Annotated in this window: 13 protein-coding genes; 6 read left to right on the top strand and 7 right to left on the bottom strand. The window is 62.5% G+C overall.

From position 1 onward, the window contains the following. The first annotated feature begins 93 nt into the window (after positions 1-93). On the top strand, positions 94-1,806 hold the full coding sequence (locus HG800_RS07060; protein ID WP_169975211.1) for an ATP-binding protein: 1,713 nt from the start codon (positions 94-96) through the stop codon (positions 1,804-1,806). Positions 1,807-1,835: 29 nt separating this feature from the next. Here the strand turns inward: HG800_RS07060 and HG800_RS07055 are convergent, their stop codons facing one another. Continuing rightward, complete coding sequence (locus tag HG800_RS07055) at positions 1,836-2,318, bottom strand: acyl-CoA thioesterase (RefSeq protein ID WP_169975209.1); 483 nt, start codon at positions 2,316-2,318, stop codon at positions 1,836-1,838. Positions 2,319-3,024: 706 nt separating this feature from the next. On the opposite strand from HG800_RS07055, the gene HG800_RS07050 reads away from it, so the two are divergent. Both HG800_RS07050 and HG800_RS07045 read left to right on the top strand, forming a co-directional pair. Further along, positions 3,025-3,915: a tyrosine recombinase XerC gene (locus HG800_RS07050; RefSeq protein ID WP_169975207.1), complete on the top strand. Its 891-nt coding sequence runs from the start codon at positions 3,025-3,027 to the stop codon at positions 3,913-3,915. Between the two features lie 242 nt (positions 3,916-4,157). Then, complete coding sequence (locus HG800_RS07045; RefSeq protein WP_169975205.1) at positions 4,158-5,660, top strand: sigma-54-dependent transcriptional regulator; 1,503 nt, start codon at positions 4,158-4,160, stop codon at positions 5,658-5,660. A 232-nt stretch (positions 5,661-5,892) separates the two neighbouring features. On the opposite strand, the gene ilvB is transcribed toward HG800_RS07045, so the two are convergent. Continuing rightward, positions 5,893-7,617 (bottom strand): biosynthetic-type acetolactate synthase large subunit, encoded by a 1,725-nt coding sequence (gene ilvB, locus HG800_RS07040; RefSeq protein ID WP_169975479.1) that lies wholly within the window; start codon positions 7,615-7,617, stop codon positions 5,893-5,895. A 333-nt stretch (positions 7,618-7,950) separates the two neighbouring features. Here ilvB and HG800_RS07035 point away from each other — a divergent pair, with 333 nt between their 5' ends. Together HG800_RS07035 and HG800_RS07030 are read left to right on the top strand one after the other, a co-directional pair. Beyond that, positions 7,951-8,565 carry a Uma2 family endonuclease gene (locus HG800_RS07035; protein WP_169975203.1) on the top strand — a complete coding sequence of 205 codons (615 nt, stop codon included), beginning with the start codon at positions 7,951-7,953 and terminating at the stop codon, positions 8,563-8,565. A 12-nt stretch (positions 8,566-8,577) separates the two neighbouring features. Next, positions 8,578-9,399 carry an SDR family NAD(P)-dependent oxidoreductase gene (locus HG800_RS07030; protein ID WP_169975201.1) on the top strand — a complete coding sequence of 274 codons (822 nt, stop codon included), beginning with the start codon at positions 8,578-8,580 and terminating at the stop codon, positions 9,397-9,399. A 151-nt stretch (positions 9,400-9,550) separates the two neighbouring features. On the opposite strand, the gene HG800_RS07025 is transcribed toward HG800_RS07030, so the two are convergent. The 3 genes from HG800_RS07025 to HG800_RS07015 form a co-directional block, all read right to left on the bottom strand. Then, on the bottom strand, positions 9,551-10,942 hold the full coding sequence (locus tag HG800_RS07025; RefSeq protein ID WP_315851986.1) for a DUF1015 domain-containing protein: 1,392 nt from the start codon (positions 10,940-10,942) through the stop codon (positions 9,551-9,553). Positions 10,943-10,986: 44 nt separating this feature from the next. After that, positions 10,987-12,330, bottom strand: a complete 1,344-nt coding sequence (gene ahcY / locus HG800_RS07020) for an adenosylhomocysteinase (RefSeq protein ID WP_169975199.1) — start codon at positions 12,328-12,330, stop codon at positions 10,987-10,989. A 161-nt stretch (positions 12,331-12,491) separates the two neighbouring features. Further along, entirely contained in the window at positions 12,492-12,812 is a 321-nt protein-coding gene (locus tag HG800_RS07015; protein WP_169975197.1) for a hypothetical protein, read from the bottom strand. Positions 12,813-13,143: 331 nt separating this feature from the next. Between HG800_RS07015 and HG800_RS07010 the strand changes: the two genes are divergently transcribed. After that, positions 13,144-13,686, top strand: a complete 543-nt coding sequence (locus HG800_RS07010; RefSeq protein ID WP_169975195.1) for a DUF3568 family protein — start codon at positions 13,144-13,146, stop codon at positions 13,684-13,686. A 19-nt stretch (positions 13,687-13,705) separates the two neighbouring features. Here HG800_RS07010 and HG800_RS07005 read toward each other — a convergent pair whose 3' ends face one another. Both HG800_RS07005 and HG800_RS07000 read right to left on the bottom strand, forming a co-directional pair. After that, positions 13,706-14,893 carry an ABC transporter ATP-binding protein gene (locus HG800_RS07005; RefSeq protein ID WP_169975192.1) on the bottom strand — a complete coding sequence of 396 codons (1,188 nt, stop codon included), beginning with the start codon at positions 14,891-14,893 and terminating at the stop codon, positions 13,706-13,708. Beyond that, positions 14,893-15,510 (bottom strand): HEAT repeat domain-containing protein, encoded by a 618-nt coding sequence (locus HG800_RS07000; RefSeq protein ID WP_169975190.1) that lies wholly within the window; start codon positions 15,508-15,510, stop codon positions 14,893-14,895. Before HG800_RS07000 ends, HG800_RS07005 begins: the two co-directional genes overlap by 1 nt. Positions 15,511-15,672 lie beyond the last annotated feature (162 nt).

Genomic DNA, 15,672 nt, shown 5'->3' with positions numbered 1-15,672 from the left:
GAGCGCGGAACCGCGTCGCTAGCCTGTCGGAAGGGAAATGTGTTCGGGAATGGCCCGGAGAAACATCCCCACCCCTCTCGGGAGAGTATCGCCGTGGCCTCGTTGCTGGTGGTCCAGGGGGCCGATCGGGGCAAGCGTTTCGAGCTACCGGAGCAACCGACCGCACTGGGCCGCGAGCGCTCTATTCCGATCCGGCTTCATGACAGTGAAGTGTCTCGACGCCACGCTGAGATCCGTCCCGAGGTCTCGGGTGGAATGCGACTCGTGGACCTCCAATCGGCCAATGGCACGTTTCTCAATGGCGAGCTGATCGACGAAGCCGCCTTGAAGCCGGGCGATCGGATTCAGATCGGCTCGACCGTGTTGGTGTTCGATGCGGGACTGTCGGCGAAGGACGACCTCACCGACCGGGTCGACGTGCTGGCCCTGGCGCGGGCCGAGGACCGGTCGGAGATCGTCCGAAGCTTGCCGGTCGGGCACGGTTCGCAGATGCTTGGTGCTCCTGAATCAGCCGGCGAATGGTTAAAGGTTCGACTGGCGAACCTGTCGGTCATGTACCAGGCAACCCGGGCGATCAGCGATGTGCTGGACCCCGAGGCGCTGCTCCCTCAGATCCTGGAGCTGGTGTTTGAGTCGATCGGTGCGGATCGGGGGGCGATTCTCCTGTTCGACCCTCGGGGAGAGCTGACGCCCAAGGCCGTTCGTTGGCGAGGACCGGTGCAGGACCCGGACGAACGGATGCGGATCTCTCGGTCGATCGTTGACCACGTCCTGACCGAGGGTCAGGGGGTCATCACCTTTGATGCTCCGGTCGATCGTCGGTTCGGACCGTCGCAGTCGATCGTCGATTACGGCATCCGGGAAGCGATCTGCGTGCCGGTCCAGGGAAGGCACACAACGCTCGGCGTGCTTTACGCCGACGTGCGAGGATCTCGGGAAATGGTGGTCGATGGGCCGGATCGAGGCCGTCCACGCGGCAAGTTCACGCAGGAGCATCTGATGCTCATGGTGGCCATTGGCCATCAGTCCGGCCTGGCCATCGAGAGTACGAACTTCTACCGAGACAAGCTTGAAGCCGAACGCCTGGCGGCCGTCGGCCAAACGATCGCCACCTTAAGCCATCATATCAAGAACATCTTACAGGGAATCAAAGGGGGAAGTTACCTCGTTGAGATGGGGCTCAGCCAGCATGATGAAAGCATCACCCGTCGAGGCTGGGGAATTGTCGAGAAGAACCAGGCGAAGATCTACAACCTGGTCATGGACATGCTTTCCTTCTCGAAGGATCGAGACCCGGTCCTGGAGTTGACCGACCTGAATGAGGTTGTGGGAGACGTGGTCGAGCTGATGCAATCGCGGGCCGATGAGCTGGGTGTGACGCTCAACTGGCAACCCGCCGATGACCTGCCAACCGTGCAGCTTGATCCCGACGGCATCCATCGCGCTGTGCTGAACGTTGTCACCAATGCGCTGGACGCCGCGGAAGGGCGTCCCGACGCCCTCGTGAGCGTCTCGACCAGCGCTGACGCCGAGCACGATCGAGTGCTGGTTGCGATCGAAGATAATGGGGTGGGCATCCCCGAATCGGAACTTACGACCATTTTTGAGATTTTCGCCTCGACCAAGGGAGCGAGGGGGACCGGAATCGGCTTGCCGGTCTCGGACAAGATTGTCCGGGAACATGGCGGGCGGATCGAGGTCACGTCGACTCACGGGGTCGGCTCGCGATTTCTCTTTCAGTTGCCCCTGAGGCCTCCTGAAGATGTCTCGGACGAGGACGACGGCCTCGGCACCCTGGGGGATTGACCGGAGAGTCCGGGTGTTGGCGTCTGGGATCAGTCGGGGAGAGTTCGATGCGGGCGGACCCGGACCGCCAGCAACTGCTGAGCCCGGCGCTGGAGTTCTTCCCAGGAGGCAGGGGTCGGAAGAAGCGCCTCGTCGAGCGATTCGTCGATCGGGACCGGACGCCCGTCGGTATCGACCTGGACAAACTGCATCAGGCCGTCCATCCAGTCTCGGGATCGTCCGACGAGCGGCATTCCGCGCAAGGCGACCACGACCTGAGCCCTGGTCCGGTAGACCTCTCGTCCGCGTAACTCAACCACTCGGCCGACGGGAACCGGCTCGAAGCAACGGAGGTCGAGCACGCGTTTGAGTACAAGATTGGCGCGTTCTCCAAGCGTTCGATAGCCAGTCGCATAAGCGGCCTCAAGCGCCAGTGAAAGCAGGACACCGGCATACAAGGTGCCGTGGTGGTTGGCGTCTCGAGGAAGGATGAGGCGATGGGTCAGCGTTTCTCCCCCGCCTGCGGATGACATGGCGTATGACGCTCCCTAGAACCTGTCTCGAAGAAATTCGCCTATCCTCCCGAGATTAGCACGCTCCTCACATCACCGCAATCCGTTCTGAAACTGAATGGGGTCGGAGCAACGGGGCTCCGAGACCACGGTCGAGGAAAGGCCTCTCGATCGTCCCCTCCGAATTCCCCACCCCAACCGCCTTGGCCCTGCCGAGAGAGAGTCCCCCAGCGAGAACAGTGGCGATCCACCCGTGATCTCAGCGGTAAAGGCCCCCAACGCTCTGGAAAGGTTGTTGAGGCGTGGCAACGAACGGTTCAAGCCAAGACGTCCTGTCAAGCCGGTGGAGGAGGCGAACTCAGCGGAGTGGACTGAGAACGCTTTTTTCGTCTTAAAGCTGTTGAGTCTACGTCACACGATGCGACTGCTCGCGTAGCCTGTGTATCATCGACATCATCACGTCGATCCATGACACCAATCACAAACCTGTTCTTACGTTTTCTTAACCCGTAACAGGTTTATCTAAGCGATGACTCCTCACGTGATGGGGCCTTCTCTGAGCATTGAATCGGACGAAGACGCAACGGTGCGGATCGTTGGAGGGTCCGGTCAGGTGAACTCGCGTGGTGGCCTTCATCGAGCCGATCAACACATGGGAGAGGTCGTCGAGGATTGGGGTGGCCTTTCCGAGTTGGCGATCGCCGCGAGGTCGAGACAAGGGTGGGCCATGACGCATCCGTCAATCTCCGCATATCTGGACCATCTCCGTCGCGAGCGAGGGGCGTCGGAGCACACCTTGAGAGGTTATGCTGGCGACCTGGCCGTTTATGCCGAATTTCTGACCGAAACTGGAGGCGGGGCGGACCTGGATCCGCTTCAGGTGGACGCGAAGCGATTGCGAGCCTTCTCGGCCTGGCTGGCCGGACGAGGCTATTCGGCTGGCACGATGGCGCGTCGGCTGGCGAGCCTTCGCTCGTTTTTTCGATTCCACCGACGGCAAGGCTCGGTGGCACTTGACCCCACCGCCGGGCTTCGGAACCCGAAACAGCCCAAGCGGTTGCCGAGGGCGCTTCGTGTTGAGGATGTGGTGAGCTTGCTCGATGGGATGCCGACGGGAACGCCGCTTGGGATCCGGGATCGAGCGATGTTTGAAACCCTGTACGGCGGAGGACTCCGGGTCGCCGAGTTGGTGGGCCTGGACCTCGACGATCTGGACCCGGAACGAGGAACGGTGCGGGTCCGAGGCAAGGGGCGTCGCGAGCGACTGGCTCCGATCGGTCCCGAGGCCATGGCCTGGCTGGCTCGGTGGCTGGAGGTCCGCCAACCGGATCGGCCAGGCGAACCGGCGATTTTCTTGAACCGCTATGGCAGTCGGCTCTCGACTCGGAGTGTCGACCGGCTTTTTCAAAACCACTTGCGGGCCAAGGGGCTTGATCCGAACGCCAGTCCGCATGCCTTGCGGCACAGTTTCGCAACCCATTTGCTCGACCGGGGTGCCGATCTGCGAAGTGTGCAGGAGTTGCTCGGTCATCGTCGACTGACAACCACCCAGGTCTACACTCATGTCTCTCGGGAGCGACTGATCGAAGCCTATCGTCGCAGCCACCCTCGGGCGTGACGCTCCGACTCTGGCCACCTTTGGTTCTCAGGACCAAGGGGAGGCCTCCCGCTGATGTTCGCCGATCTCGTCGATGCGTTCAGGATGTCTTGAGTCGGCGTGATCCCTCCTCTCCCCAGAGCGATGATTCCTCGAACCGTTGCGTCAGACCCTGCTCGAGCCGGCCGAATGGCTTCGGCCACTTGTGAAGGACGCTGGTAGCCCCGTCATCGAAGGCGGCGGGCTGGCATCGAGAAGCACCAATGAACGAGAACCGAATCCTTATTATCCACCCTGATTCGTCGGCTCGCACACTGCTTGCCTCGATGCTCCAGACGCTGGCTGTCCAGCTGGAGGAGGCACCGAATGACCCGGCCGCAGTTCGACGCCTTGAACGGGGAGGGGTAGACCTGATCGTCGCGGGCGTGGAGCCGGAAGACCCGGATTGCCTGGAACTGCTGCACTACATGAAGCGGAAGTTCCCGGCGCTTCCGGTCATCCTGCTGTTTTCGGTCGGTGATGCCGAGCGGACCCGGGAGGCCCGACAGCGGGGAGCGGATGCCGTCCTGCGATTCCCTTTGCCTGCCACGCAACTGAGAGCAGCGGTCTCGCAAGCGTTGGGCCAAGCCGAACCCTCGGCTCGAACAGCCGTGGGAGCAATGTCTTCCTCAACCGATGGTCGACCGTCGAATTCGGCTCCGAAAGGGTCGGGCACTCGGGAATCGGCCCACGGTTGGACGTTCCTGAATGGATCCGCCGGCACCACCCCGTCGTCAATCGAGCCAGGGCATTGCCGCGATTCGTTGGTCCTTATTGGAGAGGACGAGAGTCTTCGGCAGACCCTTGAGCTGGCGGAGACCATTGCCTCGACCCGAGCAACCGTCTTGATTCAAGGGGAGCCAGGCACAGGGAAGAGCTTGATGGCTCGGATCATCCATCAGCGGAGTCCCCGTGCGGGAGAGCCGTTCGTGGAAGTTCGATGTTCCGAAGAATCATCAGGAGAGATCGATCGATTTCTTTTCGGTGAACAGCCGATGCTCCGTCCTGCAACGTCGGGGCAGATCGAACGGGCTCAAGGGGGAACGCTTTACCTCGACGATGTGGCGTCCCTTGGTCCGGAGCTTCAAGCGAAGCTGCTCCGGCTCCTGCGAGACGGGGTGTATGAGCCGATCGGAGCCAGTCGTCCGGAACGAGCCGATGTGCGGCTCATTTTCGGGACCAAGGAAAATCTGGAAGATCGTGTGGCCAAGGGAGGGTTTCGTCAGGACCTCTGGTATCGGATGAGTGTGGCGACCCTGAAACTCTCGCCCTTGCGGCACCGGGGCACCGACCTTGATCGGCTGGCCGAGCACTTCCGATTCCGAGCCGCGCAGCGGAACGATCGGACGGTCAGCGGATTCAGTTCCGAGGCGATGGCCATGATGCGGAGATACCATTGGCCTCTGAACATTCAGGAGCTTGAGGCTGTGGTCGAACGGGCCGTCCTGATCTGCAGGGGTCGATTGATCGAGCCGAACGATCTGGTCTTCTCCTCAGCACCGATCACGAGTAGGGGCTCGGGAGACTATCGGGGAGACCTGAGCCAGATCCGTCCCTTGAAGGAAGCCCTTGAGGAGCCAGAGAAGCAAATCATTCTCGAAGCGCTCAAAGCCCTGGGTTGGAATCGTCAGGAGACGGCCAGGGTCCTCGATATCAATCGGACAACCCTGTACAAGAAGATGAAGAAGTATGGGTTGCTGGTCGACGAACTCGCCTGGGCCAACTGAGGGGCGGGTCCCCGATTCAGTTGGCCCAGGATTGACCTGACGGCCGGTTGGTCGGAATCGACAAGGATTCCGACCAACCGGCCGCGGTCTTGCGCCGAGGTTCCGAAACCACGGGATCGTGATCGAGCAGAGCCGTTTGCGCAATAACAACGGGGCCCGAGTCATCTCAAGGCCCCGTTTGATAAAGAGGGTTCGAAGCAGTTCGCTCCCAGATCGGGAACCGAACAGAAGGTCAACTTTTTATGATATCCTTGACCGTCATACCGGCGGGAATCATCGGCAAGACGTGCTCCTGATAAGGAACGAGCACATCGAGAACGTAAGGGCCGGGATGGGCGATCATTTCCTTGAGGGCATCGATCAGCTCGGCCTTGTGACGGACCTGGCGAGCGGCAACGCCGAATCCTCGGGCAACATTGACGAGGTCGGGGTAGGTGACTTCCGGGAGTTCTCCGGCCCCCTTCCCGGTGGCCTCGGGGTGGTCGATCGGGCCGAGGTAAGTGTGGGCACGGTTGCCGGCGAAGAAGCGGTCTTCCCACTGAACGACCATGCCGAGATGCTGGTTGTTCAGGACGATCATCTTGACCGGCAGCTTCTCGCAGTGGACGGTGGCGAGCTCCTGGATGTTCATGACGAACGAGCCGTCACCGTCGATATCGACGACAAGCTTGTCGGGGAAGGCGGCCTGCATGCCCATCGCGGCAGGAAGTCCGAAGCCCATCGACCCGAGACCGCCGGAGGTGACCCAGCTTCTCGGATGCTTGAAGCAGGTCCACTGCGCGGCCCACATCTGGTGCTGGCCGACGCCGGTGGACATGAGGAACTCACCCTGGGTGAGCTTCGAGAACTGGTCGATGACGTACTGAGGGAGGATGGCGTCGTCGCGGTCGGGGTAGGTCATCGGGTCGGAGGCGCGCCAGGTGTCGATCTGGCGGTGCCAGTCGCGCCAGTCGCCTTTCTCAACCATCGGAGTCAGAGCGGCGAGGGCCTCCTTAACGTCGGCGTGGACGGGAATGTGGGCGACCTTGTTCTTGTTGATCTCCGAGGCGTCGATATCGATGTGGACAATCCGGCCATGCTTGGCGAACTCAGAGAGCTTGCCGGTGACGCGGTCGTCGAACCGGACACCGCAGGCCAGGAGCAGGTCGGCCTCATTGATCGCGTAGTTCGAGTAAACCGTACCGTGCATTCCGAGCATGCCGAGCGACAGGTAATGGTCGTTCGGCACGGAGCCGAGTCCCTGAAGCGTCATGGCAACGGGAATGCCGGTCTTATTGACGAACTCGCGCATCTCCTCGGCGGCGTCGGAGGCGATCACACCGCCACCGCAGTAGATGATGGGCCGGGAGCTGGCCTTGATGGCCTCGACAACCTCTTGCAAGCGGGCCGGGCTGGGGGACGGGGGGAGGTGATAGCCCGGCAGGTTCATCGGCGGGTCGAAGTCGGGGTCGCGGACGATCGTATTCTGGATGTCCTTGGGCACGTCGATGAGGACCGGGCCAGGGCGACCTGTCCGAGCGATATGGAAGGCTTCCTTGACGATCCGAGGAATATCTCGGGCAGCCTGGACGAGATAATGGTGCTTCGTGACCGAGCGGCTGACCTCGACCATCGGCGTTTCCTGGAACGCGTCGGTGCCGATGACGCCGGTGGGGACCTGGCCGGTGATGGCCACGATGGGCAAGCTGTCCATCTTCGCGTCGGCCAGGCCGGTCACCAGGTTCAGGGCGCCGGGACCAGAGGTGGCCATGACCACGCCAGGCTCTCCGGTCACGCGAGCGTAGCCCTCGGCGGCAAAGATGCCCCCCTGTTCGTGGCGGGGCAAGATCGTTCGGATCGTGTCCCGGTATCGGGTCAGGGCCTGGTGCATCGGCATGCTGGCGCCGCCCGGGTAGGCGAATACGACCTTGACCCCATGCCGGTAGAGCGACTCGACCAGGGCTTCGGCCCCGGTCATCGGGTTCTGTCGGGTCTGCGGCGCGGTTTCGGTGATCGTGGCCACGGCGTGCCTCGTCTTGGTCACTGCGTTGAGCGACGGTTCGTAACGAAACGGTTCGGTGGGGTTGGCAGGGGATCAGCCAATCTTCCGGAGCGTGTCGGATGAATGCGGTATTGTACACGATTCGTCCTTCGAGAAACAACGGTGCTTGCTCCGATCCTTTTGCCGAAGCGACCGGCACCGCGGAATGGGCGAGGGTTCATTCGGGTCGTGCTGACGGCTCGAAGGGCCAATGGTAGAATGCTTCTGTTCAGGTCAGGCATGCTCCCGACCCACGAGGTGACGACGACCATGAGCCAGGGCACCACACTCGCTCCGAAGCCGGTGGCCGACCTCCCCGAGAGGATGGCGGACGACCTGCACTACGAGGTGATCGATGGTCGGATGGTAGAGTTGCCGCCGATGAGTTCCCGAGAAACGTATCTCGCATCCATTCTGGTCGCACTGCTCGGCCTTCACGCAAGGACCTCAGACCTGGGACGGGTCGTTGGCGAGATGCTCTTCAAGCTCGACCCGAACCGGAACCAGAAGCGGCGCCCGGATGTGGCGTTCGTGTCGTTCGATCGCTGGCCGAAGGCAAGACGTGTGCCGGCCAGTCACGGTTGGGAGGTGGTGCCGGAGTTGGCCATTGAGGTCGTCAGTCCGACGGATGCCGCGGTCGACCTGCTCGAAAAGGTCGAGGAGTATTTCCAGACGGGAGTGCGCCGGGTCTGGGTCGTGTATCCGGGAAGTCGTTGCGTGTATGATTATGCCTCGGTCACGGCGATCACCGTGCTTCGGGTCAGTGACCAGCTTGACGGAGGCGACTTCTTGCCCGGCCTCGCTCTCTCACTCGCCGACCTGTTCGAGGTCAATCAGGTCGATGAGGAGCAGGAGAACGGGGAAGGCACTCAGGCCAACGCATGAGGACGGCATCGAATGCCCATTTCGACCGCCCTAGTGACCGGAGCTTCGGCCGGGATCGGCCGTGAACTGGTCCGACAGCTGGTTCTCGATCGAGGGATGACCGTGTTGGCCACGGCTCGTCGGCTGGACCGGCTGGAATCACTCGCAGCAGCGCTGCCACAGGGGCGAGTGTCGATTGAGGCAGGGAGCTTATCGGACGATCGGTTCCGCGATCGGCTCTGGGACCGGGCGATGGAGGTCTTTCCGCAGGGGCTCGACCTGCTGGTCAACAACGCGGGGATCGGCCATTACGAGGCGTTCGAGGAGGAAGACCCGGCGATGCTCAGGGAGATCATGGAGGTGAACCTGGTCGCACCGATGGATCTGGCCCAAAAGGCGATTCGCCACATGAGAGCCAGGGGGGACGGCCAGGTGATGTTCGTGTCTTCGGTGCTCGGGTTCGTGGGATTGCCGTACTCAGCGGCCTATGCGGCGAGCAAGCATGCGGTGAACGGATTGGTCCGGAGCCTGAGATACGAACTGAGGGGCTCAGGAGTGCGGGTCTGGGCGACCTGCCCGAACCGGACGGAGAGCGAGTTTCACCAGGTGGCGCTGGGGGATCGCTCGGGAGAGGAGGTCAGGAGAGCACCGCATGCGGAGCCGGTCGATTGGGTGGTGCGGTCGATGGTCCGGGCGATCGACGGGCGATCGACATTCCAGTTTCCGGGGCGTTCGGCGCGGTGGGTTGTCGGGGCATCGAGGCTCATCCCGAGGCCGTTCGACTGGTTCATGGATCGCTGGTCCCCTGGTCATTTTCGGGCCGAGATGGAGCGGGGACGCGCGAAGGGATCGTGAGAGACGATCATGATTGCCAAGGATCGGATCGAGACGATCCTGGGCCGTCGTTCGCCCGATGTCGATCCTGACCTCGGGCGATCTTCTCCTTTCGCCCGAGGTCGGAGGGGGGAACGGAACTTCGCCAGATACAGAGAACCGCGGAGCAGGTTCAGCGGATCGGATTAAGGACCAGTCCCGTGAGCAGTTTCGGATAGAAATACGTGCTTTTCGGTGGCATTTTTTCGAGGTTCGAGGCGATGGCCTCGACGTGATCCATGCCGGCCGGAGGGACGAGGCAGGCGAGGTCGCACGATCCGGAATGGAACGCTTCGAGAACCTCGTCGATCAGGTGAACATACCGGCAAGTGGGATCGAGATCGCCGAAGGTCTTCTTGAGCACCAACTCCTGAAGAATGCTGACCCCCAGCGACCGCCAGTCGGGGCTGTGATTCGGAACGAGGGAATCCATCGTCGCATCGGAGCGGAGCCGAGCCGTGCACCAGCGATTGTCCATCGCGGTACCAAAGCCCAGGAGGTTCTGGTCGCCGTGCAGCTCAATTTCCTGCCAGGCAGCGCGGCAGCCGGAGGGCCCTTCGCCGAAGTCCTCGATCTCGAACTCGGTGGAGAGCAGCTCAGCCAGCTTCCCCGAAGTGAGGAAGGGCAAGCCCTGAACGAGCCGGTGCGTCGGTAAGATCTGCAAGCCGGGATCGCTCATCGAGACGAGCATCATCAGGCAGAAGTTGGCCGGGTCATCGGGGCCTGTCAACTCGCCGGCGGTCTCGCGATCGGCCCGGTAGCGCAAGGCCGTCTCGTAGCGATGGTGGCCATCGGCGATGAAGACAGAGCGATCGGCCATCAAGCCCTGGACGGCGGCCAGGGTCTCGACATCGCTGACCGGCCAGAGCTGGTTCTCAACGCCAAGGTGGTCGGTGACGGTCAGGGGAGTGCGGTCTCGGATGCCGTGCTCCAGGGCGGAGAAGGCGGCGTTATCGGGGTCGGGATAGAGACCGAAGATGGGGCTAAGGTTGAAGCCGGTCGCCTCGTAGAGCTTCAGGCGGTCGGCCTTTGGGCCGGACATCGTTTCTTCGTGGGGGTAGATGCGTCCCTCGCCGAACGGTTCGAGACGGACACGGGCGAGAAACCCTTTGCGGGTGTATGATTTCCCCTCGACCTGGAAGGTCTGGTGGTAGACGTAGAGCGAGGGGTGAGACTCATCGACGAGGATGCCGTCGCGTCGCCAATCCTTCAAGAGCTTGGCGGCTCGGGTGTAGCGATTGGTCGCATCATTGTCGCCCGGTTCGTCGCGGCCGAGTTCGAGGCGGATGACGTTGTAGGGGCTGGCGTTGTAGAGCGATTGCTGAAGGTCGGGGCCGATGACGTCATAGGGAGGGGCGACGGCCTGGGAGAGGTCGCCGACTCGGGCCAGGTCGTAGCGGACGCCGCGGAAGGGTCGGATCTCGGGCATGGTCTTGGAGAGCGCTTCTTGGTTGCGGTTTCGGCCGGGAGCGACACGATCGAACGGAGAATGACAGACGTGGGACGACTGAATCAGCCGTCCCACGTCCTCAATTCATCACCCTCTTGTAGGGAATCAAACGACGGGGATCAGGTCCCCTGCTCCCAGCTGTTGAGATATTTGGTCTGCTCGTCGGTCAGATTGTCGATGGCGATGCCCATCGTCTGGAGCTTGAGCCTGGCAACGTACTCGTCGACGGCGACCGGGACGTTGTAAACCTGGTGTTCGAGTTTACCCTTGTTCTTCAAGCTCCACTCGGTGGCCAGGGCCTGGGCGGCGAAGCTCATGTCCATGACGCTCGCCGGGTGGCCGTGAGCGGCGGCCAGGTTGATCAGACGGCCTTCGCCGAGGACGTACAGGCGGTTGCCGCTGGGCATGGTGTATTCGTCGACGAACGGGTGGATCCCCTTGATGACGTCCTTGGCCTTCTTCGCCAGGCCGTCGAGCTGCAGCTCGACATTGAAATGGCCGGAGTTGCAGATCATCGCGCCGTCCTTCATGGCGGCGAAGTGCTCATCGCGAATCACGTGGATGTTCCCCGTGACGGTGATGAACAGGTCGCCAACCTTGGCGGCATCGGCGATCGGCATGACCTCGAAGCCGTCCATTGCGGCTTCGAGAGCTCGGATCGGGTCGATCTCGGTGATGATGACCTGGCCGCCCATGCCTCGGGCTCGCAAGGCCACGCCCTTGCCGCACCAGCCGTAGCCGCAAACGACCACCTTCTTGCCAGCGATGAGCATGTCGGTGGCGCGGATGACGCCGTCGATGGTGCTCTGGCCGGTGCCGTAACGATTGTCGAAGAAGTGCTTTGTCTGGGCGTCGTTGACGGCGATGACCGGCAGCTTCAGGACGCCGTCCTTTTCCATTGCCCGCAGTCGGATGACGCCGGTTGTTGTCTCTTCCATGCTGGCGACGACCTCGGAGGCTACCTTGGCTCGCTCATCGGGAGAGAGGGTGGTGGCCCACGATCGCACCTCGGGGTGCACGTCGTCGAGCCGGTTCAGGGCGATGAAGATCATCGCGCTGACAAGGTCGGCTCCGTCGTCCATGGTGACGTTCGGCTTGTGGGCGAGGGCTGCGGCGATGTGCTTGTAGTAGCTTGTCTCGTCTTCGCCCTTGATGGCGTAGACGCTGATGCCGAAGTCCTGCACGAGACTGGCGGCGACATCATCCTGGGTCGAGAGCGGGTTGGAGGCGATCAGGACCAGGTCGGCGCCGCCGGCCTTGAGGGTCCGGGCGAGGTTGGCCGTTTCGGCGGTCACGTGAAGACAGGCCGACATCCGCAGGCCCTTGAGCGGCTGCTCCTGGGTGAAGCGTTCCCGGATGGTCGACAAGACGGGCATGTCGCGGTCGGCCCACAAGATCCGCTTGTGACCGGCCTGAGCGAGGGCCAGATCCTTGACATCGTGCGAAGGCGCAGTGGTCGCCACGTTGGTTTCTCCTGGGTGGATTGCAGTTCAAAAAGCAAGGAAAACAAAGAACGGGATCGGACCCAATTCGGGCGGTCGCGGCAGTGCAACGGCTCCGAGCCGGAGGGTTCTGCCGCAGGGTTGGTCCCTCGGTCTCGAAGAAAAAAAGGCCCTGGAGCAGTTCAGGCTCCAGGACGAAGGAGGCGGAGCGTTTGCAAGGTTTTCCGACGCTCCCAGTCAAGCCAGTCGAGCGGACCGGGCTCGACAGGCGTCACCGATTCGTGATTCATCAGATAGGTTAAGGTCGCACCAAGGGCACGAGCTTGCGTGGGCTCATCGGAGGCAATGCGCCGGATCAAGGATTCGAGCCGCTGCCAATCGTCTTCGGACATGGCCACCCGCAAGGCCCGACTTTCCCAGCGATCAGGCAGAGCCGGGTGCATCGGCTGAAGCCCCCGGGTCTGCTCGGGTCGGCGGAGACGTCCCCTGCGATCTCGTTGCATCAACTCACTCCCGATCTGCGGGCCGATTTGTTCGATTCCAGCACACCCCAGCAATCAAGGTGGCTTTGGCCCGTCCTGGCTGGAGAGAACATAATACGTACGTACGCGTGTGTCAACGGCACTTTGGCGAACGTGCCGCCGAATCAGCTGAACGGATTGATGGAATTCTCGCCGGGGATGGAAGCGATTGCCTCAGGGTGCTGAGCAGACCTTTGGATTGACCACTCTGAGCAGGTTCGCTAGCCTACGGCCGAATGGGTCGCCGCCATTCCGATCCCTTTCGGGAGAGAGACGACCTGACGGAGGGCCATTGGCCTAGGGAGGGGCCTCGATGACCGCGGGACGATTCCGACAGCTTGGCGGGGTGGCGGTCGCAACGACGGCGTTGATCGGTTGTCGGGCGATGGGTCCGATGGGTCCGACAGGGCCTTCCCTGGTGGTTCCGACGTATGCCTACGCCTCGGGCACAGCCTCACAGGGGTTTGCTCATCCGAGAGGAGAGGTCGAGGCGGCACTTCGCGCAGCAATGGATGACCTGGGGATTCTTCGCGTGGGCCTGATTCAGGCCGATGCCGAACAAACGACAGTGAAAGGGCGGACCGGAGACGGCCGCCGCGTGGAGCTCGCGCTCGTTGAACGAGGGCCGGCGACCGAGGCCCGGGTACGGGTCGGTCTCTTTGGGGATGAGGCCCTCGCCAAGGCGGTCCTCGATCGCGTTGGCGTTCGGCTCGGAACGCTTCCCCCTGAAGCGATCCCGTCGTCGGTTCCGTCCGACCCCGAAGGCAACCCGTACTTCTCCCGAGAAGCCGTGCCCGACTCGGTCATGCTGCGAGGATTCACCGAGGGGACCGACTTCGGCGGGACGCTTCCCTGAGCCTGCGACGTGTCTGAATTCAATCGATCGGCGAAGCGAACAGGGCTCGCCCACTCGTCGGATCGAACCAGGACGCCCGACTCAGGGGCAAGCAAAGGGGGAGACGATCTCCCGGTTCCGGGACAGTTGATCCCGACATCAGGAATCGAATTCGATGTGAACCGAGCCGAGCCGAGACGAGGGCGGATCCGCCTTGCGACTCGACCCGATCGACCCGGCCGATGACGGTCGGAGAGGCGGAAGCATCGGCTGGGTTGTCCGAACCGATCACATGGATCTGTTCCGGGCGAAGTGCAAGATCAACCGCAGCGTTCGCCCGAGCGGCCAGCACCTCGACCCAGGGAATTCCGCGGGGCATTGCCCAAGATGCCCCCGGCACGAGTCCTTCAAGCCGTAAGGCGTTCGCATCGACCCGCACCTGGCAGCGGAGCAGGTTTGTTCCCGGATCACCCAGGAACTCGGCCACGAAGCGATGATCTGGCCGGGAATAGACCTCGTGAGGGGGGCCGATCTGGATTAACCGGCCATCTCGAATCACGGCCAGACGTTGACCAAAGGCCATCGCCTCGCCCTGATCGTGGGTGACAAGGAGGATGGCCCCGGTTTGCCGTCGCGTGTTCAGGTCGATCAGGTCGGATCGAATGGAACGGCTCAAGGGAGGGTCGAGGGCGGAGAAGGGTTCGTCGAGCAGCAGGAGATTGGGTTGCGTTGCCAGGGCTCGGCCGAGGACGACCCGTCGACGTTCCCCTCCGGAAAGCTTCGCGGGTGATCGGGACAGCAAGGTGTCAATCCCGAGGAGCTCGGCCACCTCGGCCACCCGGAGCCGGATTTCGGCCCTTGGACGCCCTCGGGCCTTCAGTCCGAAGGCGAGGTTCCCGGCCACGTCGAGGTGAGGATAAGGGGGCTGATCCTGAAAAACCATGGCCAGCCCTCGGCGGTGGGGAGGCCAATCGGTGGCGGGTACGCCATCGATCCGGATCGCTCCGGAGTCGGGATGCTCCAGTCCGGCGATCAGGCGAAGCAACGTGGACTTCCCGGACCCGGAAGGACCGACAATTGCCAGCCGTTCTCCCGGGGAAACGGCCAGGTCGATCGACTCGACCCCGCCTCCCTGGGGAAAGCGACGGGTCAGACCGACGAGTTCCAGGGTCGGGGGACCGTCGGGAGGCGTTGACGAATCGGTCGGCGCGAAACTCCGTTCGTCCATCAGGATTGCCGCTTCCGAAGCTGGAGGAGCATTTCCAGGAGGATTGATCGGACCTCGGGGTCGGCCTCGTCCTCCACCGCGTCTTCGAGGGCAGGGTGAGAAACGTGGAAGTGCTCGGGATACTCGGAGAGAGCCTCGGCGATCGCTTCTCGGATCTCAGCGTGTTCCGAGCGGAGGAAGGGAATCAACAGGGGCAAGCTGGGAGCGATCGCGGAGCGGACCGACTGAATTTCTCCGGCTTCTCGGGCCATCTCCTCGTCGAGCGTCTGCCCCTGCTTTGCCAGGATCTCGCGCCAGACCTGTTTTCCGTAATCGTCCCTGGCGTGCACGTCGAGGTATCCGCGTCCGGTGGCGATACTGGCCAGGAGGAGCGCGACCGCATCCGGATCGGGAAGATCGGAATACTCCAGCAATTCGTAGAGGAACGGGACGGCGGCGGCGGTGGCCGGATAGACGGTCCCCTGGTGCCAGATATTGCCGAAGAGGTCGTGGATCGCCTCCTCACGCACGGCTGACTCCGGTGACAGAAGCGCCCGAATCAAATCGGGGACGTCGGTCGCCGCACCATAAGCATGGTTCAAACGCGTCCAGTCGATCGCGTCGAGATGTTCGAGCATCGACCACTCCGACCCAACGGGTCCAGACTCACCCCATCGCCGAACTGATTATGGCTGATCTCGAGGCTCGAATCCAGGAAGGGAAGGCTGAGCCGAGGGCCAGAGAATTCTGGGTCGAACGAGCCGGCTGGGATAGGATAAAGAGAAGATGGCCCGATCGAA

This window comes from Tautonia rosea (genome assembly GCF_012958305.1).
GTDB lineage: Bacteria > Planctomycetota > Planctomycetia > Isosphaerales > Isosphaeraceae > Tautonia > Tautonia rosea.
The sequence above is the reverse complement of the archived record's forward strand: the minus strand, read 5'-3'. Positions and strand labels throughout refer to the sequence as shown.

Bases quoted from the DNA above. Each gene is read 5' to 3' on its own strand.
- HG800_RS07055 (WP_169975209.1), bottom strand. From the start codon at position 2,318: ATGTCATCCGCAGGCGGGGGAGAAACGCTGACCCATCGCCTCATCCTT.
- HG800_RS07050 (WP_169975207.1), top strand. From the start codon at position 3,025: ATGACGCATCCGTCAATCTCCGCATATCTGGACCATCTCCGTCGCGAG.
- HG800_RS07045 (WP_169975205.1), top strand. From the start codon at position 4,158: ATGAACGAGAACCGAATCCTTATTATCCACCCTGATTCGTCGGCTCGC.
- ilvB (WP_169975479.1), bottom strand. From the start codon at position 7,617: ATGACCGGGGCCGAAGCCCTGGTCGAGTCGCTCTACCGGCATGGGGTC.
- HG800_RS07035 (WP_169975203.1), top strand. From the start codon at position 7,951: ATGAGCCAGGGCACCACACTCGCTCCGAAGCCGGTGGCCGACCTCCCC.
- HG800_RS07030 (WP_169975201.1), top strand. From the start codon at position 8,578: ATGCCCATTTCGACCGCCCTAGTGACCGGAGCTTCGGCCGGGATCGGC.
- HG800_RS07015 (WP_169975197.1), bottom strand. From the start codon at position 12,812: ATGCAACGAGATCGCAGGGGACGTCTCCGCCGACCCGAGCAGACCCGG.
- HG800_RS07010 (WP_169975195.1), top strand. From the start codon at position 13,144: ATGACCGCGGGACGATTCCGACAGCTTGGCGGGGTGGCGGTCGCAACG.
- HG800_RS07005 (WP_169975192.1), bottom strand. From the start codon at position 14,893: ATGGACGAACGGAGTTTCGCGCCGACCGATTCGTCAACGCCTCCCGAC.
- HG800_RS07000 (WP_169975190.1), bottom strand. From the start codon at position 15,510: ATGCTCGAACATCTCGACGCGATCGACTGGACGCGTTTGAACCATGCT.